This window comes from Actinoplanes sp. NPDC089786 (genome assembly GCF_040684855.1).
Classification (GTDB): Bacteria; Actinomycetota; Actinomycetes; order Mycobacteriales; family Micromonosporaceae; genus Actinoplanes.
Map to the genome: position 1 here is coordinate 397,887 of NZ_JBFBGU010000005.1, position 20,750 is coordinate 418,636.

At 70.6% G+C, this 20,750-nt stretch carries 20 protein-coding genes; 9 read left to right on the top strand and 11 right to left on the bottom strand.

Going from position 1 to position 20,750, the window contains the following annotated elements:
- Nucleotides 1-84: 84 nt before the first annotated feature.
- The gene (locus tag AB0O15_RS20230; RefSeq protein ID WP_364320434.1) at nt 85-906 is read right to left on the bottom strand and encodes a helix-turn-helix transcriptional regulator; all 822 of its coding nucleotides are present in this window, start codon (nt 904-906) and stop codon (nt 85-87) included.
- Nucleotides 907-1,009: 103 nt separating this feature from the next.
- Here AB0O15_RS20230 and AB0O15_RS20235 point away from each other — a divergent pair, with 103 nt between their 5' ends.
- Both AB0O15_RS20235 and AB0O15_RS20240 read left to right on the top strand, forming a co-directional pair.
- The gene (locus AB0O15_RS20235) at nt 1,010-1,744 is read left to right on the top strand and encodes an SDR family oxidoreductase (protein WP_364320436.1); all 735 of its coding nucleotides are present in this window, start codon (nt 1,010-1,012) and stop codon (nt 1,742-1,744) included.
- Nucleotides 1,745-1,851: 107 nt separating this feature from the next.
- Nucleotides 1,852-3,012, top strand: a complete 1,161-nt coding sequence (locus AB0O15_RS20240; RefSeq protein WP_364320438.1) for a hypothetical protein — start codon at nt 1,852-1,854, stop codon at nt 3,010-3,012.
- Between the two features lie 205 nt (nt 3,013-3,217).
- Here AB0O15_RS20240 and AB0O15_RS20245 read toward each other — a convergent pair whose 3' ends face one another.
- The 5 genes from AB0O15_RS20245 to AB0O15_RS20265 form a co-directional block, all read right to left on the bottom strand.
- Nucleotides 3,218-3,619 (bottom strand): hypothetical protein, encoded by a 402-nt coding sequence (locus AB0O15_RS20245; protein WP_364320440.1) that lies wholly within the window; start codon nt 3,617-3,619, stop codon nt 3,218-3,220.
- 188 nt (nt 3,620-3,807) lie between these two features.
- Nucleotides 3,808-4,389, bottom strand: a complete 582-nt coding sequence (locus AB0O15_RS20250) for a multicopper oxidase domain-containing protein (RefSeq protein ID WP_364320442.1) — start codon at nt 4,387-4,389, stop codon at nt 3,808-3,810.
- Nucleotides 4,382-5,632, bottom strand: a complete 1,251-nt coding sequence (locus AB0O15_RS20255; RefSeq protein WP_364320444.1) for a multicopper oxidase domain-containing protein — start codon at nt 5,630-5,632, stop codon at nt 4,382-4,384. Before AB0O15_RS20255 ends, AB0O15_RS20250 begins: the two co-directional genes overlap by 8 nt.
- 129 nt (nt 5,633-5,761) lie before the next feature.
- The gene (locus AB0O15_RS20260) at nt 5,762-6,226 is read right to left on the bottom strand and encodes a helix-turn-helix transcriptional regulator (protein ID WP_364320446.1); all 465 of its coding nucleotides are present in this window, start codon (nt 6,224-6,226) and stop codon (nt 5,762-5,764) included.
- A complete protein-coding gene (locus tag AB0O15_RS20265; RefSeq protein WP_364320448.1) occupies nt 6,223-6,921 on the bottom strand; it encodes a hypothetical protein in 699 nt (232 codons plus the stop codon). Before AB0O15_RS20265 ends, AB0O15_RS20260 begins: the two co-directional genes overlap by 4 nt.
- A 147-nt stretch (nt 6,922-7,068) precedes the next feature.
- Here AB0O15_RS20265 and AB0O15_RS20270 point away from each other — a divergent pair, with 147 nt between their 5' ends.
- The 3 genes from AB0O15_RS20270 (at nt 7,069) to AB0O15_RS20280 (ending at nt 10,171) form a co-directional block, all read left to right on the top strand.
- A complete protein-coding gene (locus AB0O15_RS20270; protein WP_364320450.1) occupies nt 7,069-8,076 on the top strand; it encodes an alcohol dehydrogenase catalytic domain-containing protein in 1,008 nt (335 codons plus the stop codon).
- An 80-nt stretch (nt 8,077-8,156) separates the two neighbouring features.
- Nucleotides 8,157-9,593 (top strand): GGDEF domain-containing protein, encoded by a 1,437-nt coding sequence (locus AB0O15_RS20275; RefSeq protein WP_364320452.1) that lies wholly within the window; start codon nt 8,157-8,159, stop codon nt 9,591-9,593.
- Between the two features lie 203 nt (nt 9,594-9,796).
- The gene (locus AB0O15_RS20280) at nt 9,797-10,171 is read left to right on the top strand and encodes a hypothetical protein (RefSeq protein ID WP_364320454.1); all 375 of its coding nucleotides are present in this window, start codon (nt 9,797-9,799) and stop codon (nt 10,169-10,171) included.
- 57 nt (nt 10,172-10,228) lie between these two features.
- On the opposite strand, the gene AB0O15_RS20285 is transcribed toward AB0O15_RS20280, so the two are convergent.
- Genes AB0O15_RS20285 through AB0O15_RS20305 form a run of 5 tightly spaced genes read right to left on the bottom strand, consistent with a single transcriptional unit; the run spans nt 10,229 to nt 14,982 of the window.
- On the bottom strand, nt 10,229-11,287 hold the full coding sequence (locus tag AB0O15_RS20285) for a Gfo/Idh/MocA family oxidoreductase (protein WP_364320456.1): 1,059 nt from the start codon (nt 11,285-11,287) through the stop codon (nt 10,229-10,231).
- Entirely contained in the window at nt 11,280-12,056 is a 777-nt protein-coding gene (locus tag AB0O15_RS20290) for a ThuA domain-containing protein (RefSeq protein WP_364320459.1), read from the bottom strand. Before AB0O15_RS20290 ends, AB0O15_RS20285 begins: the two co-directional genes overlap by 8 nt.
- A gap of 9 nt (nt 12,057-12,065) precedes the next feature.
- The gene (locus AB0O15_RS20295) at nt 12,066-12,869 is read right to left on the bottom strand and encodes a carbohydrate ABC transporter permease (protein WP_364320460.1); all 804 of its coding nucleotides are present in this window, start codon (nt 12,867-12,869) and stop codon (nt 12,066-12,068) included.
- An 8-nt stretch (nt 12,870-12,877) separates the two neighbouring features.
- Entirely contained in the window at nt 12,878-13,759 is an 882-nt protein-coding gene (locus AB0O15_RS20300) for a sugar ABC transporter permease (protein ID WP_364320462.1), read from the bottom strand.
- Entirely contained in the window at nt 13,759-14,982 is a 1,224-nt protein-coding gene (locus tag AB0O15_RS20305; protein WP_364320464.1) for an extracellular solute-binding protein, read from the bottom strand. Before AB0O15_RS20305 ends, AB0O15_RS20300 begins: the two co-directional genes overlap by 1 nt.
- 177 nt (nt 14,983-15,159) lie before the next feature.
- Between AB0O15_RS20305 and AB0O15_RS20310 the strand changes: the two genes are divergently transcribed.
- The 4 genes from AB0O15_RS20310 to AB0O15_RS20325 all read left to right on the top strand — a co-directional run bounded on the left by AB0O15_RS20310 (nt 15,160) and on the right by AB0O15_RS20325 (nt 20,363).
- Complete coding sequence (locus tag AB0O15_RS20310; RefSeq protein WP_364320466.1) at nt 15,160-16,179, top strand: LacI family DNA-binding transcriptional regulator; 1,020 nt, start codon at nt 15,160-15,162, stop codon at nt 16,177-16,179.
- A gap of 63 nt (nt 16,180-16,242) precedes the next feature.
- On the top strand, nt 16,243-17,421 hold the full coding sequence (locus tag AB0O15_RS20315; RefSeq protein ID WP_364320468.1) for a class I SAM-dependent methyltransferase: 1,179 nt from the start codon (nt 16,243-16,245) through the stop codon (nt 17,419-17,421).
- The gene (locus AB0O15_RS20320) at nt 17,421-19,703 is read left to right on the top strand and encodes a TIM-barrel domain-containing protein (RefSeq protein WP_364320470.1); all 2,283 of its coding nucleotides are present in this window, start codon (nt 17,421-17,423) and stop codon (nt 19,701-19,703) included. Before AB0O15_RS20315 ends, AB0O15_RS20320 begins: the two co-directional genes overlap by 1 nt.
- Nucleotides 19,704-20,093: 390 nt before the next feature.
- Complete coding sequence (locus AB0O15_RS20325; RefSeq protein ID WP_364320472.1) at nt 20,094-20,363, top strand: hypothetical protein; 270 nt, start codon at nt 20,094-20,096, stop codon at nt 20,361-20,363.
- Nucleotides 20,364-20,750: the final 387 nt, after the last annotated feature.

The following is a 20,750-nucleotide window of genomic DNA, read 5'->3' on the forward strand; positions in this document are numbered from 1 at the left end:
GGAAGCGTTCGTCACGATGATCATGAATGTCAATGCGGAGCCATGACGCACGCGGCTCATGGCGTCATGTGGTCATCTCCCCGGTCAGCGTTCGGCGTTGGCCAGCATGCCCAGCAGGGTGATCGCGTCGGCGCTGGGCGAGCCCGGCTCGGCGTGGTAGACGGCGAGCTCCTGGCCGTGCGAACCGCGTACATCGAAGATCTGGACCCGCAGCGTGAGGTCACCGACCCGGGGGTGGCGCAGCGACTTGGTCTCCAGCCGCTTGCCCCGCACGTCGTGCCGTTCCCACAGTTCGACGAACTCCTCGCTGCTGTCCAACATCTCGCGCAGCACCTGCTTGACGCGCGGATCGTGGGGCGCCAGGCCCAGGTTCAACCGGAAGCCGGCGACCGTGGCCGCCGCGACGCCCGGCCAGTCGGCGTAGAACTGTGGCGCGGCCGGGTCGTGGAAGACCATCCGCATCAGGTTGCGCGAGGGCGGGAAGCCGCCGAACAACGCCTCGGCCAGCGGGTTCGTGGCCAGGACGTCGTAGGCGCGGCCGTAGACCAGGGCCGGGCTGGCCGGCCACGCCGCCATCAGCTGCTCGAGGGACGGGTCGACGCGTTCGGCCGGCAACGTCCGGTGGGCCCGGGGCGCGAGGCCGGCCAGCCGGAACAGGTGGGCGCGCGCGTCGTCGCCCAGCAGCAGGGCCGCGGCCAGCGCCTCCAGCACCTGCGGCGAGGGGTTGCGTTCGCGGCCCTGCTCGAGCCGGACGTAGTACTCGACGCTGATGCCGGCCAGCTGGGCCACCTCTTCCCGGCGCAGCCCGGTGACCCGCCGGTTGCCGCGCTCGGGCAGCCCGGCCTCGGCGGGCCGGACCGCGTCGCGGCGGTGGCGCAGGAACTCGCCCATCGGGGTCGTCGACATGCCTTCGAGCCTAGGTCAGCCGACGCCGTTGAGCCTGGTAGTACTGCACCCAGGGAGTCCGGCGGCCTTCCCGGGCCGGCCCGGCGGCCGGATCGTGGACGCCATGACGAACACGCGGAAAGTAGTGGTGGTGACCGGGGCCAGCAGCGGCATCGGTGAGGCGGTGACCCGCCGGCTGGCCGCCGACGGGCACATCGTGGTGGCTGGGGCCCGCCGCACCGATCGGCTGGACGCCCTCGCGGCGGAGGTCCGCGCGGCCGGCGGCACCATCGACACCGGTTTCCTGGACGTGACCGACCGGGCGGCGATGGCCGCCTTCGTGGCCGGCGCGGTCGAGCGGCACGGCCGGCTGGACGTGCTCGTGTCCAACGCCGGCGTGATGCTGCTCTCGCTGATCGAGGAAGCACTGGTCGACGAGTGGGACCGGATGGTCGACGTGAACCTCAAGGGCCTGCTCTGGGGTGTCGCCGCGGCGCTGCCGGTGTTCAAGCGGCAGGGTTCCGGTCACCTGATCTCGGTCGCCTCGATCGGCGCGCACTCGGTGGTGCCGACGGCCGGCGTCTACAGCGCCACCAAATACGGCGCCTGGGCGTTCATCGAAGGACTACGGCAGGAGATCGACCCGGGCGTACGGGTGACCACGATCTCGCCCGGCGTGGTGGAGTCGGAGCTGGCCGAGCACATCAGCGACCCGGGCGCGCGGGACGCGATGCGCGAGTACCGCAAGAACTCCATCCCCGGCGCGGCGATCGCCTCGGCCGTCGCGTACGCCATCGACCAGCCGGCCGACGTCGACGTCAACGAGATGATCGTCCGGCCGGCGGCCCAGCGCCCCTGACGCATCGCGGTCGGAAATGTTGCGCCGGGTGCCAAGATTTATCCAATGTGGTGAGAGACGCCGATGGATTGGCGTCTTGACGATCTTCTGGCTACCGTCCCGCTCTCGTGTCCATCGACTCCCGGCGCTCCCTGCGCACCGAAGCGCCGCTGGTCGTCGCGCTGATCGTCCTGGCCGTGCTGGCCCGCCTGGCCGGCCGCGGCGAGGTGACGATCGACATGCGTACCTTCTACGCCTGGTACGCCGACCTCGAGTCCGGCGGCGTCTGGCATTCGCTGGGCGAGGAGATCGGGAACTACAACGCGCCCTTCCTCTACCTGCTGGCGCTGACCACGATCCTGCCCGGCCCGATGGTCCTGAAGATCAAGCTGGTCTGGGTGGCGTTCGACCTGCTCCTGGTCTTCTTCACCTACCGGCTGGTGGCGCTGCGCCGGCCCGGTCGGCGGATCCCGCTGCTCGCCGCCCTCGTCGTGGCGCTGCTGCCGACGGTGGTGGTCAACGCGTCGTTCTGGGGCCAGACCGACGCGATGTGGGCGGGCTTCGCCCTCGCCGGCGTCTATTTCCTGCTGCGGGAGCGACCCTGGCTCGCGGTTACGATGTGTACGGTCGCCCTGGCGTTCAAGCCCCAGGGCATCTTCATCTTCCCGCTCCTGCTGCTGCTCGCCGTGGCCGGCCGCCTGCCGTGGCGCACGCTCCTGGCCGTCCCGGTCGTCTACGTGGCGTTGTGCCTGCCCGCGTTCCTGGCCGGACGTGACCCGATCGAGCTGCTAACCCTCTACGACCCCGGCCGGCAGGCCATCCACGTGCCCAATCTGACGTCGAACGCGCCCTCGGCGTACGCCTTCTTCCCGGTCGACGTGCGGGTCGATTCGGTCAAGTCCCTGGGGTACGTGCTGGCCGCCGCCCTGGTCGTCGGCCTCTGTCACGTGCTGGTGGCGCGCCGTACCGAGCTGACCCCCGACCGCGTCGTGCTCGCCGCGACCACCTTCGCCATCCTCCTGCCGTGGACCCTGCCCGGCATGCACGAGCGCTACTTCTTCCTGGCCGACGTGCTGAGCGTGGTGCTGGCCTTCTACCGCCCACGCCTCTGGTACGTGCCCCTCCTGGTGCAGGCGGCGTCCCTGCTGTCCTACGGCCCGTTCCTCTTCGGCCGGAAGGCGCCGCTGATCGACCTGATGATCCCGGCCGCGTTGATGCTGGCCGCCCTCATCGTGACGACCTACCACCTCGTCCGTCGCCCGCTGAGCTCTGGGCAACCGACGACGTAACGCCAGGGGCGATGGTCGCTGTCTTGACGGCATGCCTCGGAGACCAGCCGCCGCGAGACCGGTCCTGGCGCTGACCCTGTTGCCGACCGCGGTGGCGTCGAGGAACTGGTCGAGCGGGCCGCGGCCCGGGCCGCGGCCCGCACCTGACCCTGGTGCGCGAAGCGTTGCTCAGCGCCGGCCGAGTGGTGAACCCGTCGTCCAGCGGCTACGGACGCTCGGTGAGCTCCACCTCGCCGCACGCGCTCTGGGTGGAGTTACAGACGTAGTAGAAGATGTCCGTGATTCCGCCGGACGGCGCGTTCTGGGGGAAGTTGAAGGAGCGCTGCCCGCCGGAGACGGACCGGGTCTGGGTGTCGATCTTGGTGGCGCTGTCGTCGCTCAGCGGGTTTCCCTGCCAGAACTCGAAGATGACCTGGGTGGTGCCCCACCCGCCGGCGAAGTCGGTCACCGAACCCTGGACGGTCACCGAGCGGTTGAACCAGCTGATGCTGCCGGACGACTCGCCGCCGGAGCCGTGAGCGTTGAACGTGGTGGTGCCGTCGGCCGCCGGTGCCGCCTGTGCCGCCGTGGGCGCCGAGCCCAGTGCGAGAGCGACCACGGCGGTCACCAGCGAAGCTTGCCGGACAACAGATTTTCCGCGCATATTTTCCTCCCCGTCGAATAGCGGAACGAATGTCGCAGTTGCCCTTTCCGAAGTCAAGAGGGGATATGTCACCCACCCTAGGTCGTGGGCAGACACAGCGAGCGGGGCCGCGGGGGCACGCCCCACGACCCCGCCCGGTCTCGGTCCGCCGGTCACTCGGGCAGATCGTGCCCGGCCGAGTACGGCGTGGTGACGCCCTGGTAGGCGAGGTGCAGGATCATGCCGTTGGCGCCGTGCTGGAAGTTGTGGCAGTGGTCCATCCAGATGCCCGGGTTGTCGGCGACGAACTCGATCTCGAAGACCTCGCCGCTGCCGACGTTGAGCGTGTCGGTCCACCACGGGCTGCCGGACGCGGCCTCGCCGTTGCGTGAGAGCACCCGTACGCGATGGCCGTGCAGGTGGAACGGGTGGTTGATGATGCTGCGGCTGGCGATCCGCACCCGCACCCGGTCACCTCGCTTGACCTCCAGGGTGGGCACGGCGGGGTAGAGGCGGCCGTTGATCGAGCTGCTGACCCACCCGAGGCTGCCCTGGCTGAACCCGAATCCGTCGTCCAGGCGCAGGTTGTAGGTCCGCTGGTAGGAGCCGGAGGCCGGTGGCGACCCCGAGCCGTAGGTCAGCGGGTCGAAGCTCCCTCCGCCGGAGACCGGCGCCGGATCGGCCTGGCCGCCGGGGCTGAGGGTGAGCGAGGCCTCGGTGCCGGCGATCGCGGCGGTCACCGGGCCGTTAGGCATCGTGAAGGCGATGTCGTAGCGGCCGCCGGGCGGCGAGCAGGAGCTCGGTGCCCGGCTCGATCGGGGTGGCGCCCTCGACCGTGTTGCCGTCGATCGCGGCGACCTGGAACGGGGCGCCGCTGACCTGGACGCTCTGCGGTTCGGCGGAGCTGTTGATGGTCCGGAGCAGCACCTTCCGGCCCGCGGGAACGGCCTGGCCGGCCGGCTGGTCGCCGCGGTCGAGCGCGCCGACGTCACCGTTGGAGACGGGCCAGGCGTGGGTGAAGACCGTACGCTCGACCCCGTCGAACGCCGGGCCGTCCTCGATGATCAGCGCGCCGAAGAGCCCCCGCTTGACGTTCTCCAGGGCGGCCTTGTGGGCGTGGTACCAGAACGTTCCCGCCCGGGTCGGGATGAACCGGTAGACGTGCTTGCCGCCCGGCGGGACGGTGTCCTGCGTCACGCCCGGCACCCCGTCCTCGGCGTTGGGCACGTCGACGCCGTGCCAGTGCACGGTCACGCCCTCCTCGACGTTCCGGTTCACCAGGGTCACTTCGAGCAGCTTGCCCTTGCGTACCCGAATCTCCGGGCCCGGCGCCGTCCCGTTGAAGGTGAGCCCGTCGACGGTGGCGCCCGAGTCGAGCTTCACCTCTGTCTGCTCCGCGGTCAGCGTCATCCGGGTGTCCGGCGTCTGGTCCCGCGGACCGGTCAGCTGCTCGACGCTGAGCTCGCCGGCCCCGCCGTGCAGGTGGTCGCCCGCGGCCGCGTTCGCCTGCCCGGCGATGACCAGCGACCCGGCCGGGACGAGCAGCGACGCCACCAGCAACCAGGGCAGGCGGGACACGCGCGACGCCGATTCGCGCGCACGCCAGCGGCCGACCGTGATCGAGAGGACCGCGATCAGCGCCACCGCCGCCACCGATCCGGCCAGCACCAGCGGGATGTCCTCGGGGGCGGTCGGCGTCAGCTGCCACCACACGGACAGGACCCCGCCGGTAGCGCTCACGTGGGCCGCTGTCCGGCTCGGCCGCCACACCGCCCAGACGGCGGGCAGGAGCGCCAGCGGCACCTGGATGCTCAGCCGTGAGTCGGCGAGCAGCAGGCCTCCGGCCAGCAGCAGCAGGCCGGCCATGACCAGGCGGGCAGCCGCCAGCCCGGCGACGATGAACAACCAGCGCCGGGTCGCCTTGACGCCGGCGATGGGCGCGGCGATCAGGGTGAGGACGGCGAGCGTCAGGTCGAGGTAGATGAGAATGAGCTGCACCTGACCACGATGCGGCCGGGGCCCGCCGGTTCGCGTCGGCAGTAATCGCCTAAACGACGATCTAGGCACCGGAGATGACGACCGGCGGCCGTACGCTCGGCCGGTGCCACCGGAGAGCAGATCCACGTATCAAGCTGCCGGCGACGGGCCGGGCGTGACCAGCCCGGGATGGTCCTTGAGCTGCCGGCGCGAGCTCACGCCGAGCTTGCGGAAGATGTTCCTCAGGTGGGCGTCGACGGTTCGTTTGCTGATGAACAGCTGGACGGCCACCTCGTTCGAGGTGGCGCCCGAGGCGACCAGGCGGGCCACGGCGACCTCCTGGAGCGTGAGCGTCTCGTGGGTCGGTTCGGCCCGCTGGTCGACCCGCTCACCGACGGCGCGTAGCTCGTCCGCGGCCCGGCGGGCGAAGGCGTCGGCCCCCGCCTTCGTCAGCATCACGTGGGCGATCCTCAGTTGCGCGACGCTGTCCTTCCGGCGGCCGTTGCGGCGGAGCCACTCTCCATAGAGGAGGTGGGCGCGGCCGCGGTAGGGAATCAGGGGTCCCTCGGCGAGGAACTCCACCGCCTCGACGTAGTGCTCCTCGACGCCGGTCACGAGCCCTCGCGTGTAGGCGGCGACACCTCGGCCGGCCGCGGTGCCGCCGGCCTGCGTACGCTCGGTGAAGGCGGCGGATGACAGAACCGGATACGCGTCGAGAACTCGGCCAGCTCCACCGCGGCGGCCTCGGCACAGGCGCGTCCGACGTCGATGCCCAGCGCTCCCGCGGCGGGCCAGAGCAGGCCGGGGTCGCCGGTCGGCTCCGAGCTCGCGATGGTGAGCAGGAGCCGGGCGGGCCGGGAGAGGCCGGCCAGCCGGCCCTGGAAGGCCAGCTCGATCCGGTTTGGCACCGACGAGGTCGCGGGCGGCTCGAAGCCGCCGGCGCGGGGGAGCTGAAGCAGGGCGAGCGGATTGCCGTGGGCCTCGGCGATCAGCCGGTTCCGCACCCGTTCGTCCAGCGGCGAGGGGCTCCGGGCGGCCAGCAGTTCCTTGGCGAGCTCATCGCCCAGCCCGGGGACGGGCAGCCGAGGGAGCCCGTCGAGCTCGGTCGCCGGGGCCGGTGACCGGAGCGCGAAGAGGATGGCGATCGGGTCGGCGCCGACCCGGCGGGCGAGGAAGGCCATCGCCTTGGACGACGCGGCGTCCAGCCATTGCGCGTCGTCGATCAGGCACAGCAGCGGTCGTTCGCGCGCCGCCGCGGAGATCAGCCAGCGATCGTCGTCCTCCCGGGCGCGCGCCGCGTCGGCAAGCATTGCCTACATCCGCCGGGCTAGGCAGCTGGGTGGCCCTCCCGTACCCAGGCATGGGTGGGCCTGTCCGACCGCCCCGCGAAGCCGTCCGCGGTGGTGAAGTCGAACCCGTAATCGACGGGTACGACGAAAGGACCGATCGTGACGCGGATGAAGGCTGCTGTCATCGCCGAGGCCGGCGCCCCCTGGGTGCTGGCGGACCGGGAGGTGCCCGAGGCCGGGCCGAATGACGTGCTGGTGCGGATCCGGGCCTGCGGCATCTGCGGCACCGACGTGTGGATGGCCGGCGGCACGCTGTCGTTCCACGAGTTCCCACTGATCCTCGGCCACGAGGGGGTCGGCGAGGTGGTCGCCGTGGGCGACGGCGTGACCAGCCGCAAGGTCGGCGACCGGGTGGGCGTCCCAATGGCGCAGAAGGTGTGCGGGGTCTGCGACTTCTGCCGGCAGCGGCGCCCGCTCAGCTTCGTCAGCGCGGTGAACTGCGTGAACTCGCGGCTGACCGGGGTCAATGTGAACGGAGGGTTCGCCGAGTACCTCGCCGCCGACGCCAACGGCACGGTGCTGCTGCCGGACGGCATCTCGTACGAGGACGCGGCCCCGACCCTGTGCGCCGGTTACACGGTGTGGGCGGCGCTGCGCAAGGCCGGTCCGCGCCCGGGCGCCCGGATCGCGGTGGTCGGGGTCGGCGGGCTCGGTCACCTCGCCATCCAGTACGCCAAGGCGGCCGGCTACCACGTCACGGCCGTCACGCGTACGCCCGGCAAGCACGACCTGGCCCGGCGGCTCGGCGCCGACGTGGTCGTGGCCGACGGCGCCGCGCTGAAGGAGGCGGGCGGCGCCGACGTCCTGCTGCACACCGCCAGCTCGCACGCCGCCGTCGTGGACGCCATGGCCGGCCTCAGGCCCTGGGGCAAGGTGGTGGTGATGGGCGTGGCCACCGACGAGATGCTGCTGCCGGCCGGTCCGCTGGCCTTCCAGGGGTACGAGGTCGTCGGCTCCGCCCACAACGGCATGGAATACCTGGTCGAGGCGCTCGACCTGGTCGCGAGCGGCGCCGTCCGGCCGATGGTCGACCTGTTCCCGAAGGAGCGCGTCGGCGAGGCGTACCAGGCGGCGAGCACCGGCCGGGCCCGCTTCAAGGCGGTCGTCACCTTCTGACGCCGGTTCTCGAGGATCAGCCCGATCCGCGCGCTACCGGAAACGTTCATCTTCGCCGGATCGCGGCCGAAGGGACTGGCATGAGACCCGTCGCGGTCGGGGTTGTCGCCGGCGCGGCGTTGCAGGCGGCGTTGATCGCGACCGGATTCGCCCAGCCCCTGGTGGTCGTGGGTGGCGCGCTCGTGCTCGCCGCCGCGCTGGTCGGGCTGGTCGCGCACGCTCGGCGAGCGCTCGGCTCGTCCGGGGCGGAACGCCGGTCCTGGGTCTGCAACTCGATCGCGCTGGCCGCCTGGGTGATCACCTCGGTGTTGCAACTGGTCGACGCCGCCGCCGGCATCCAGCGCGTCTTGCCCCGGCCGGTCGACCTGCTCGTCCTGGTGAGCGTGGGGTTGCCCGTGGTCAGCCTGCTCAGCGGGCCGGGCGCGCGGCTGTCGTGGAACGTCCGGATCCGGATGATCCTGGACGGGGCGATGGCGGCGAGCGCGCTGTTCGTGGTCGCGTGGCCCTACCTGCTGCGACCCGTGTACGAGCAGGCGGGCGCCGAGCAGGGGAACTTCGTGGTGGCCGTCCGCTCGGTCCAGATGGTCACGTTGTCGCTGGCCATCGTGCTGCTGTCGCGCTCGCGGGCACGCGTGATCACGGCGCACACGATGCTCGCGCTCGGCTACGCGGCGCTGACGGTGTGCGGTATCGCCTTCAGCGCGATCACGCTGTACGCGCACACCTGGCAACTGGCCGCGGCCTCGGGCGTCTTCTTCGCCGCCACGGTCGTCCTGGCCGCGGTCGCCTGGTACGACATTCCCGCCGTGGAGAGCGCGTGGCTGCCGATCGCCACCGGGGCGCGGGCCGGCCTGCCGTACGCGCCGGTGGTTCTCGCCCTGATCGTGGCCGGCGCCCAGTATCTCGGCGGTCACGGCGACGGCGCCATGCTCGGTGCGCTGTTCCTGCTCTTCGCGCTGGTGCTGGTCCGGCAGTTCCTCGCCCTGCGGGGCAACGCCCAGCTGCTGGCCGAGGTCGAACGGCAGCGCGAGCAACTCGAGTACCAGGCGACCCACGACCACCTCACGGCGCTCAGCAACCGCAAGCACCTCTACCAGCGGACCTCGTTCACGGCGGGTGAGCCGGTGGCCCTGATGCTGATCGACCTCGACGGCTTCAAGCAGGTCAACGACCGGTACGGCCACGCGGCGGGTGACACGGTGCTGGTGACCGTGGCCGAGGTGCTGCGTACCGTGGTCCCGCCGGGCCACCTGATCGCCCGGCTCGGCGGCGACGAGTTCGTGGTGTTGCTGGGCCCGGCTCCGTCACCGGAGGAGACCCGGCACATCGCCGAGCGGATCACCGTGGAGGTGGGCGCTTCGGCCACCGGGGTGGGCGCGAGCATCGGGCTGACCTACGTGCGGTCCGGCCGGGCCACGGTGGGGATGCTGCTGTCGGACGCCGATGCGGCCCTCTACCAGGCGAAGGCCGCGGGCAAGGGCCGGGTCGCGCTCAGCCCGACCTACGCGAGCACCTGAGCGCCCAGGTCCGGCGGCGGGCCTCAGCGCCCAGGCCCGGCGGCGGGCCCCAGCGCCCAGGCCCAGCGGCGGCGCTCGCCAAGGACCCGGCCCGACCCACCCGTGCCCGCTGCCATGACCACACGCTGACAGTTGCCTGTGGACGTCGTCGTGCACTGTGGAGGAACAGGGCTCGATGAATGTCTACCTCTCGGAGGTTGCTGGTGCGGATTCGACGGGCGGCATGGGGTGCGGCGCTCACGCTGACGATGGTCGCGGCGGGTTGTGGCAGCGGCCGGGACGCCGCCTCGGAGAAGGCCTGCAACGACGTCCAGGCGTTGCTCGGCGCGTATGACGCGCAGAAGGACACGGTGGTCGAGATCCGCGCGGTGCTGCTCGGGGCCATCGAGAAGAAGTTCCGTGAGGTGGCCGCCCCGGCCACCGGTGACGTCAAGACCTCGATCGTCGGCCTGGCCGACACCATCCAGCAGGCCAACCTCACGTCCGACAACAGCGTCACCACGCTGACGCCCAAGTTCCAGGAGTTCGAGCCCAAGTTCGCCACCGCCCGGGAGGATGTCGCCGCCGCCTGCGCGTGACGGTCGCCGGGCGGGCGGCCGGTCAGCGTTCGGCGGCGAGCCGGCCCGCGAGCCCGATCATGGCGAGGCCGCCGGTCGCCTCGAGGCCAGATCCGCGGCCGGTTCCTGGACGCGGTCGGTGGTGAGGATGTCGGCGATCGTGACCTTTCGGTGGTCGGTCGCGGAGCGGACGGCGGCCTCGACCATGGCCAGGCTGACGATGTTGCGGGCGGCCGCCGCGTCGGGGCGGGCGCCGGTGCGCAGGCACCGGACGAACTCGGCCAGCGAGCCGGCGATGCCCTCGGGCTCGTCGTCCAGGTCGGCGGTCAGGGTGGTGCCGTCGGCCAGCCGGGCGACCGGCGGGTGGTCGCCGTCCCAGGTGGCGGTGCCGTTGGCGCCGATCACCCGCCAGGCGCCGTTCCACGAGGTCTCCAGGCCGGGCGCGACCCAGCTGCCGCTGAAGGTGAACCGGGTGTGGTCGGCGAACACGAACGTCGCCTCGGCCGCGGCGTTGCCCGCGAACCAGCTCCAGGCCGGGTTGTAGGCGTCGCAGTTGACGGTGAGCGGGTCGGCGCCGGTCAGCAGGCGGGCCAGGTCGAACTGGTGTATCGCCATGTCGAGCAGCAGCGGGTCGGCCATCGTCTCGCGGAAGCCGCCGAACCGGGGCGCCTTGAAGAACTGGCAGTTCAGGGTGCCGAGCGGGCCGATCCGGGCGATCAGCCGGCGGAAGGCGGCGACCTGGGGGGAGTAGCGGCGCGACTGGGAGACCATCAGCAGGCGGCCGCTGCGTTCGGCGGCGTCGACCATCGACCGGGCCTCGGCCACGGTGGGGGCGAGCGGCTTCTCGCACAGCACCGGCAGCCCGGCGGCCAGGGCGGCGAGCGTGGTGTCCCGGTGCGCCTCGGGGATGGTCACGTTGATCATGGCGTCGGCGCGGGCCGCCGCCGCGATCTCGGTCAGGTCGGCGCCGACCGGGACGTCGGGGTAGCCGTGTTCGACCGCCGCGGTCTGGGCCAGCCCGGTGTCGAGGTCGACCAGGCCGGCCAGTTCCACGTCGGGGTTGGCCCGGATGGCGCCGAGCCAGGCCCGGCCCATCGAGCCGGCGCCGACCTGGAGCAGGCGAACGATGTCACTCATCGATCGGCCCGGTGTAGCCGTGCCCGGTGAAGAACTCGCCGGTGTTGTAGCGCAGCAGCGTCGGGATCTTCCGCTCCGGGAGGTCGGTGCGGACCCAGCTGACGCCGTTGGCGATCACCCGGCGTACGTCCTTGTGGTGGTAGACCGGGTATTCCTGATCGCCGGGGGAGAAGAAGAAGATCTTGCCGTGGCCGCGGCGGAACGTGCAGCCGGAACGGAACACCTCGCCGCCGCTGAAGGTGGACAGGAAGATCAGCTCGTCCGGGGCCGGGATGTCGAAGAACTCGCCGTACATCTCCTGCTCGGGGATGACGATCGGATGGGGTACGCCCTGGGCGATCGGATGCGTCGGGTTGACCGTCCACACCAGTTCGCGGTCGTGCTCGCCGCGCCACCGCAGCGTGCACGACGTACCCATCAGCTTTCCGAAGATCTTGGACCAGTGCCCGGAGTGCAGCACGACCAGGCCGAGGCCGGAGAGCACGTGCTGGTGCACGCGTTCGACCACCTCGTCGGCCACCTCGCCGTGGGCGGCGTGCCCCCACCAGACCAGCACGTCGGTGTCGGCCAGCACCTTCTCGGTCAGCCCGTGCTCCGGCTCGTCCAGCGTCGTGGTGGTGACCCGGGCCGCGTCGCCCAGGTTCTCCGAAATGCCCGCGGCGATCGTGGAGTGCATGCCGTCCGGGTAGATGTCGCGGACGTGCTGCTCGATCTGCTCGTGGCGGTTCTCGCCCCAGACGAGCACGCGCAGGGTTTGGTTGTCAGCCACAATGACCTCTCATTTGACCGAGCCGCCGGTTGCGCCGGCGGCGATGTAGCGCTGAGCGATGACCAGCAGGATGATCGCGGGGATGGAGGCGAGCATGGCGGTGGCCATGACCGCGTTCCACTGGGAGACGTTCGTACCCAGGTAGGTGAAGATGCCGAGGGTGACCGGCGTGATCTGGCCCTTGGTCGACATGGTCAGCGCGAACAGGAAGTCGCTCCACGCGAACAGGAACGCGAACAGGCCGACCGTGATCAGCGAGTTGCGGCTGATCGGCACTACGATGGACACGAACGAGCGGACCAGGCCGGCCCCGTCGACCCGTGCCGCCTCGACGATCGACGACGGGATGCTCATCATGAAAGACCTCATGATGAGTACGCCGAACGGGATCGCGTTGGCCGTGTTGGCGATGATCAGTCCCGGGATGCTGTTCAGCAGCCCGATGCTCTCGAAGAGCGTGTAGAGCGCGTTGGCGATCACGATGCCCGGGATCATCTGGCAGATCAGGATCGTCAGCAGCGCCCAGTTGATCCACCGGAAGCGGAACTGCGCCAGGGCGTACGCCGCGGGTGCGGCGATGATCAGCGAGACCACCACCGTGCCGGACGCCACGAGCAGGCTGGTGATCAGGTTCTGGCCCTGGTCGTGGATCGCCGTGACGTACCCGTCGAGGGTGGGGCTGCTCGGGAAGAGCGACTCGGGCAGCGCCCCGCCGTTGGGCAGCAGCGAGATGTTCAGCATCCAGTAGACCGGGAAGAGCATCAGGGCTAGCAGCACGATCGCGATCGCGGTGCGGAGCCGTTTCTTGACCATCACGCCCCCTACTCGTCGATCCGGCGCCGGTTGACGCGCAGGTAGACGATGGCGAAGACCAGCGAGATCACGATCAGGATGTTGCTGAGCGCCGCGCCCTGGCCGAACTTGAACGAGACGAACGAATGCTGGTACGACTGCAGCGCGATGGTCTGGGTCGCCTCGGCCGGCCCGCCCTTGGTCAGGCCGAGGATGATGTCCAGCACCTTGAGCGTGTAGATGACGCCCAGCATGAGCGTGATGCTGACCACCGCCCGCAGTTGCGGCCAGGTGATGTACCAGAAGGCCTTCCAGCCGCTCGCGCCGTCCAGCGCCCCGGCTTCGTACAGCTCGTCGGGAATGTCCTGCAGGCCGCTGTAGAGCAGGGTCAGGTTGAACGGGATGCCCAGCCAGATGTTCACCAGGATGACCGCCACCAGCGCCACGTCGGGCGAGGTGAGCCAGGGCACCGGCTGGTCGGCCAGGCCGAGCCCCTGCAGCACCACGTTGGCGATGCCGCTGTCCTGCTCCATGATCGCCCGCCAGGCCGCGCTGCCGACGATCAGCGGCAGGAGCCAGGGCAGGAGGAACAGGGCCCGGAGGACGCCGTTGAGCGGGAAGTTCTTCTTGAAGAACAGCGCCAGCAGCATGCCGAGGATGAACTGCCCGACGATCGAGCCCACCGTGAACAGGGCGGTGTTCAGCACGGCCTTGCTGAACACGTTCTCGTTGACGACGGCGACGTAGTTGTCCAGCCCGATCCAGTCGGCCCGGCCGGTGAAGAACGTCCGCAGGCCGTAGTCCTGGAAGCTCATCACCGCGTTCTTGACGACCGGGTAGCCGAACAGGAACACGATCGCCAAGGCGGCTGGTACGACGAACAAGACCTTGGCGATCGCCTCCTTCCGCATCAGCTCGCGCCCGCCTTGGCCATCGCGTCGGCCGGCGTCGCCTGTCCGGTCAGCACCTGCTGCATGCCGGTGTAGATGATCTTCGCCTGGTCGGGCCACTTGTCACCGAGCTTGCCGGTGCGCGACCGCGCGTTGGCGACCGGGTCGACGAAGCCGACCATGGTGGGGTTGTCGGCCTTGTACTTGTCGGCCAGGGCCAGCTTGGTCGGCACGATGCCGCCCTCCTTGGCCCGCTTGAGCTGGTTCTCGTCGGTGTTCATGCAGGCGACCAGCTCGGCCGCCTTCTTCATCTTGGCCTCGCTGGAGGTCAGCGGGACGGTCCACGCCTCGCCGCCGAGCGGCGCGGTCGAGGTCTGGCCGGCCTGGTTGACCGGGAACGGCACCACGCCGTAGTTGACCTTGGCCTTGACCAGCGCCGGGATCTGCCACGGGCCGTTCAGCATCATCGCCGCCTTCTTGGCGATGAACTGGTCGTTGACGTCGCCCTGGCTCCAGTTGATGACGCTCTTGGAGGCCGAGCCGGCGTCGACGAGGTCCTTCCAGAGCTGCAGCGCCTCAGCCACCTGCGGCGTCTTGAGCTGGGTCTCGTCGCCCCCGTTGGTCCACATCGGCGGCAGGAACTGCCAGGCGCCCTCGTAGTCGGCGGTGGCGTTGAACGCGAAGCCGTACTGGCTGCCCTTGGTCAGTTTCTTCGCCGCGGTCTTGAGCTCGTCCCAGGTCGTGGGGGGCTGCACGCCGGCGGCGGTGAGGATGTCCTTGTTGTAGAAGATCGCGATCGTGTTGGCGCCGGGCTGGAGCGCGTACAGCTTGTCCTGGTAGGTGGCCGCGGCGACCGGGCCCTTGGCGAACCCGTCGGCGTTGAGGCCGAAGTCGGAGAGCGGGGCCAGCGCGCCGGTGGCGGCGATCTGCTGGATGTCCGGGTTGTCGAGCATCAGCACGTCCGGCATCGTCTTGGAGGACGCCTGCTGGAGCACCTTCTGGATCAGGGTCGGGCCGGGCACCGACTGGTGGTCGACCTTCGCGACACCGATCGAGGTGCCGCAGGCGCTGAGCATGGCGCCGATCTCGCTCTTGTTGGGCTCGTCGTTGTAGTAGTCCAGCACAGTGAGGCTGTCGACCGCCGCCGAGTCGCCGCCGCCGCTGTCGTCCGAGCCGCCGCTGCAGGCGACCAGAGCCAGAGGTGCGAGCGTCACCAGGGCGGCGGCCGCTACGAAGCGCTTCATGACAACTGTTTCTCCCTCCGGTGAACCGGATAACCGGCGCACCGTTTTCAGTTAAGAAAGCTGTTCTTTTTGACGATGTGGTTAACCGGATCACCAGTGGTCTGGAGTGTGCCGCGTCACATTGGGCCTGTCAAGGCGCTTGGTGAACCGGATAACCGGTGCCGTATGCTGCTCGGCATGGCGGCAACGATTCGCGATGTGGCACGCGCCGCGGGCGTGTCGCCGGCGACCGTGTCCTACTTCCTCAACGACACCAAGCCGCTGACCCCCGACACCACGCAGCGGATCGAGCAGGCGATGGCCGAGCTCAGGTTCCGCCGCAACCCGGTCGCGCGCGCCCTGGCCAGCCGCCGGTCCCGGCTCATCGCGCTGGCCTACCCGTTCAGCGACCACCACGAGTCCCCGTCGGCGCGGCTCTTCATCATCGGCGCCGCCCGCACCGCCTCCGACCACGACTACCACCTGGTCGTGTGGCCGGTCGAGGACGACGGGCATGAGCTGGCCAAGCTGGCCGAGCAGGGCCTGGTCGACGGCATCCTGCTGATGGACGTGCGCACCGACGACCCGCGGGTCGACGTCCTCGGCGAGATCGGTGTCCCGGTCGCCCTGATCGGCCGCACCCGGGACGCCGAGACCCTGCCCCACGTCGACATCGACTTCGACGCCTCGGTGCGGCTCGCCTTCGACCATCTGCTCGGGCTCGGCCACCGCCGGATCGTCCTGGTCAACGGCGACCCGGCCCAGGGCAACCTCTACGGGTACGGCCCGTACGTGCGCACCGAGGCCGCGTACCGCACGATCATGGCCGAGTGGGGCCTCGAGGCGGCGGTGATGCTCTGCGGCCAGACCGTCAACGACGGCCGCGCCGCGGCCGGCCGGCTGCTGACCGACTTCCCGGACGCGACCGCCGTCCTGGTGATGAAGGAGCTGCCGGCCCCCGGCCTGACCGCCGAGCTGATCCAGCGCGGCCGGTCCGTGCCCGGCGACATCTCGGTCATGTCGATGTACAGCACGGTCAACGTGGCCGCGATGTCCACGCCCAACCTGACCACCGTCACGACGCCCGGCACCGAACTGGGCGCCCTGGGCGTCGAGGCCCTGCTGCGGCATCTCGAGGGCTTTCCGGTCAAACCGGTCCTCGCCACCGGCCGGCTTGTGATCGGCGCCTCAACCGGCCCCGTGGCCGAATCACGGTAGTGCGCGCGAGGCCCGGACTTCGTATGTTGATCAGGGTGTGCTTCGGTCGTCTGGAGGCCAGCAGTGAACCCTCAACGTTCGACATCCACGACATTGGCCGGCGTCTACGGCCGCCGCTACGACGAATACTTCCGTGACCGCACGCCGGTGCCGTTCGAGGTAGTGACCCGCGACGGGCGGACCCACTCGTTCGGCGGCGACCAACCGCTGTTCACCCTGGTCGCCCGGGACGAGCCCGGTCAGCGCGCGCTGGTCTCGCTCGACCAGCTCCAGGTCGCACTGGCCTACCTCGGCGGGCACCTCGACGTCGAGGGCGACATCGCGGCCGCGCTGAGCGTCCGCAAGTTCTTCTCCGACCGGCACCCGATCGCCTTCCTCGGCCGGTGGATGCCGTCGCTGTGGCAGGGCCGCACCGGCCACGACCGGCGGACCATCTCCCAGCACTACGACCTCGACTCCGAGTTCTTCCTGACCTTCCTCGACAGCCGGCACCGCTGCTACACCCAGGGCGTGTTCGCCGCGGACGACGAGGCGCTGGAGGACGCGGTCACCCGCAAGCTCGACCTCGCCCTGGACGCGATCCAGGTCAAACCGGGCGACCGGGTGCTCGAGGTGGGCGGTGGCTGGGGCGCGTTCGCCGAGCACGCCGCCCGCCGCGGCATCGACGTGACCACGGTGACGCTGGCGGCCGAGTCGGAGCGGTACCTCAACGGGTTGTTCGCCCGCGAGCAACTTCCGGTCACGGTCGTACGCGAGCACATTCTGCGGTACGCGTCGGCCGAGCCGTACGACGCGATCGTCAACATGGGTGTGACCGAGCACCTGCCCGACTACCGCGCCTCCCTGCGGGCGTACGCGCGCCTGCTGCGCCCCGGCGGCCGGGTCTACCTCGACGCGCTGGCCATGCGCAGCAAGTTCCACGTGTCGACGTTCTTCAAGCAGCACGTCTACCCGGGCCGGTCGGCGCCGCTGCTCCTGCACTCCTACCTGCGCCAGGTCGCCCACTCGCCGTTCGAGCTGCTCAACGTGCAGGACGACCGGCACAACTACTACCTGACCTGCCGGGCCTGGGCCGAGCGCCTGGACGCCCGGCGCGAGGAGATCACCGCCCGCTGGGGTGAGGAGCTGTACCGGCGGTTCCGGATCTTCCTGTGGGGCTCGGCGTCCGGCTTCGACACCCGGCTCGTCCAGGCGTACCGCTGGACCCTGCAACGCCTCCCGGCCCCCGGAACGGCGGTCTGATGCCCGGTCGCTTCGCGCTCACCGGGTCCCGTCCGACCGCCCGCCCCGAGTCGGTGCTGTCCGGGGACCACTGGCGGATCACCGTGCTGCTCGACGGCCTGCTGCGGCTGGAGTGGAGCGACGACGACGGCTTCGAGGACCGGGCGTCGACGTTCGCCGTCCACCGCGACCATCCGACCCCGGCGTTCACCGTGAACGAGTCGGACGAGCAGCTCGAGATCATCACCGAGCGGCTGCACCTGGCCTGGGACCGCCGGCCGTTCAGCCCGGCCGGGCTGTCGGTGCGGGTGCGCGGCGCGGTCAGCAAGCACCGGGCGACCTGGCGCTGGGGCACGGCACCGCGGACCCTCGGCGGCACCGGGCGGACGCTCGACGACGCCGACGGCGCCATCCCGCTGGCCGACGGCGTGGTGTCGCGGGACGGCGTCGCGGTGCTCGACGACAGCGAGTCGTTCCTGTTCACCGGCGACGGCTGGATCGACCGGCGGGTGTCCGGCCGGCGCGACGTCTACGTCTTCGCGTACGGCCACGACTATCCGGACGCGGTCCGGGCGCTCTACGCGGTGTCCGGGGCGCCGCCGGTCCTCCCGCGCTGGGCGCTGGGCAACTGGTGGAGCCGCTACCACGCGTACAGCGCCCCGGAATACCTCGAGCTGATGGACCGGTTCGAGGCCGAGCGGGCGCCGTTCTCGGTGGCCGTGCTCGACATGGACTGGCACCGGGTCGGGTCCGTCCCGCCGCGGTACGGCACCGGCTGGACCGGCTACAGCTGGGAGCCGACCCTGTTCCCCGACCCGGCGGCGTTCCTGGCCGAGCTCCACCGTCGCGGCCTGCGGGTGACGCTCAACCTGCATCCGCACGAGGGCGTCCAGCCCTTCGAGGACGCCTTCCCGGCGATGGCCGAGGCGATGGGCGCCGACCCGGCGGACGACGTCGGCGTGCCGTTCGACATCACCGACGAGCGCTTCGCCGAGGCGTACTTCGACGTTCTGCACCACCCGCTGGAGCAGCAGGGCGTGGACTTCTGGTGGATCGACTGGCAGCAGGGCCAGCTGTCCAACGTGCCCGGCGTCGATCCGCTGTGGATGCTCAACCACCTGCACTTCACCGACGCCACCAACAAGATCATTTTCTCCCGGTACGCCGGGCCGGGCAGCCACCGCTACCCGGTCGGCTTCAGCGGCGACACGATCATCACCTGGGACTCGCTGCGCTTCCAGCCCTACTTCACGGCCACCGCGTCCAACATCGGGTACGGCTGGTGGAGCCACGACATCGGCGGCCACCTCCTCGGCGTACGCGACGACCTGCTCACCGTCCGCTGGCTCCAGTACGGGGTCTTCTCGCCGATCAACCGGCTGCACTCGTCGTCCAACCCGTTCCTGCAGAAGGAGCCATGGGCCTACCCACAACCGGCCCGCGACGCGTTCGGCGCGGCGCTGCGGTTCCGCCACCGGCTGGTCCCGTACCTGCACACCATGAACCACCGGGCGGCCCAGGGCGACCCGCTGGTCCGGCCGATGTACTGGGAACACCCGGCCGAGCCGGCCGCCTACGAGGTGCCCAACCAGTTCCTGTTCGGCGACTCGCTGCTGGTCGCGCCGATCACCGACCCCGACGACCCGACGACCCTGATGGGATCGACCCCGGTGTGGCTTCCGGAGGGCGTCTGGGCCGACATCTTCACCGGTACGGTCTACCGCGCGCACGCCGGCGGCCAGCACCTCCGGCTGCACCGCGACCAGCAGTCGATCCCGGTGCTGCTGCGGGCCGGCGCGGTGCTGCCCCTGGCGGCGGACGCTTCCACCCGCCCCGACACCAACCCGACGGCCCTCGAGCTGCTCCTGCTGCCCGGTGCCGACGGGGCCCGCGACCTCGTCGAGGACGACGGCGACCGCGTCTCCCGTACCCCCCTGATCTGGGACGACGCCGCACAGACCCTGACCGTCGGCCCCGCCTCCGACCCATCCGTGGTCCCCGCCCGCCGAACCTGGACCATCCGCGTCCTGGGCCCTTCCGGCGACGTCCTCACCCTGGAGGACGCCGCAACCGACACCGAACAACACATCCGGGTACGCCCCGGCCCCGCCCCGGACCGCCGCCCCGACCGGCTGTTCGACATCCTGGCCCGATCCCAGTGGCAACACGAGAGCAAACTCGCCGCCTGGACCGTCCTCACCGCCGACGCCGACGACGTGCGCAAGCTCTCCGGCCTCCAGTCCCTGGACGTCCCCGAGCCCTTGCTCAGCGCTCTGACCGAGGTTCTCGTCAGCGGTCCCTGAGCGGCCACCCCAGGATGCGGTCGAGATCGGTGAACCGGGAGCCGCGTCGACTGAACCTTCCTCGGCCACGCGCCGTTCTTGTCGCATGGACTCAAGCGTCGACCGGCATGCCGTTGTACTCGGGGCGAGCGTTGCCGGTCTGTTGGCCGCGCGCGTGCTTGCCGGCACTCATGAGCGGGTGACGGTCGTGGAACGTGACTCACTCGAGGGCGACACGCGCGACCGCAAGGGGGTGCCTCAGGCCCGCCATCTGCATTCGCTGCTTCCCCGGGGCGCGCAGGTGATCGGCGGGCTGTTCCCGGGACTGCTGGAACCCTCGCTGATGGGCGCGAGGGCGTCGCCCACCGTTTCTTCGCCGCGGCCGCCCGGTCCATCGAACCGGCGTGGCAGATGGCTGTCCGGTCCGACCGGGCGCAACTCGGTCTGCCGCGGTCGCCGGGCGAGCGGGTCGCCGGCGCCTACCTGAACCGCTTCCTGGTCGCGGCCGAGCACGATGACGTCGTGGTCAAGCAGTTCCACCGGGTCAGCTCTCTGGTGGACCCGCCGGCGACGCTGCTGAGGCCGCGGATCCTATGGCGCGTCCTGGCCGGCAACCTCCGCCGGGCCGCGCGGGACCCGCGGAGCCCGCTCGCCGCCCCGGCGGTGAACAGCCGGGGCTAGTCCCTGTCGCCTCTGGCGAGGTGGCCCGTTCCGGGCTGAAAATGGGTGTTGGTCGCTCGCTGACGTCGTGTCTCCTTGATCCGTACGAGGTCGTGGGCTAGTCGGACGCGGGCAGTCGCGTTTGGGGCCCTTCATTGTTGCTGCGAGCACGAGAGTTAGATTCACCCTTCCTGTGGCTGCCGCGGGCGATCTTCCCGTTTGAGTTGTTGTTGTTCGGGAGGGGTGTCGGTGCTGGAACAGGCGCAGGACGTGGACGAGATCATCACGCGTGTCGCGGGGCTGGATATCGGTAAGGCGTCGCTGGTGTGCTGCGCCCGGGTGCCGGATGCGGTGAAGCCGGGACGGCGGTTGCAGGAAGTGCAGACCTACGCCACGATGACTCGTTCG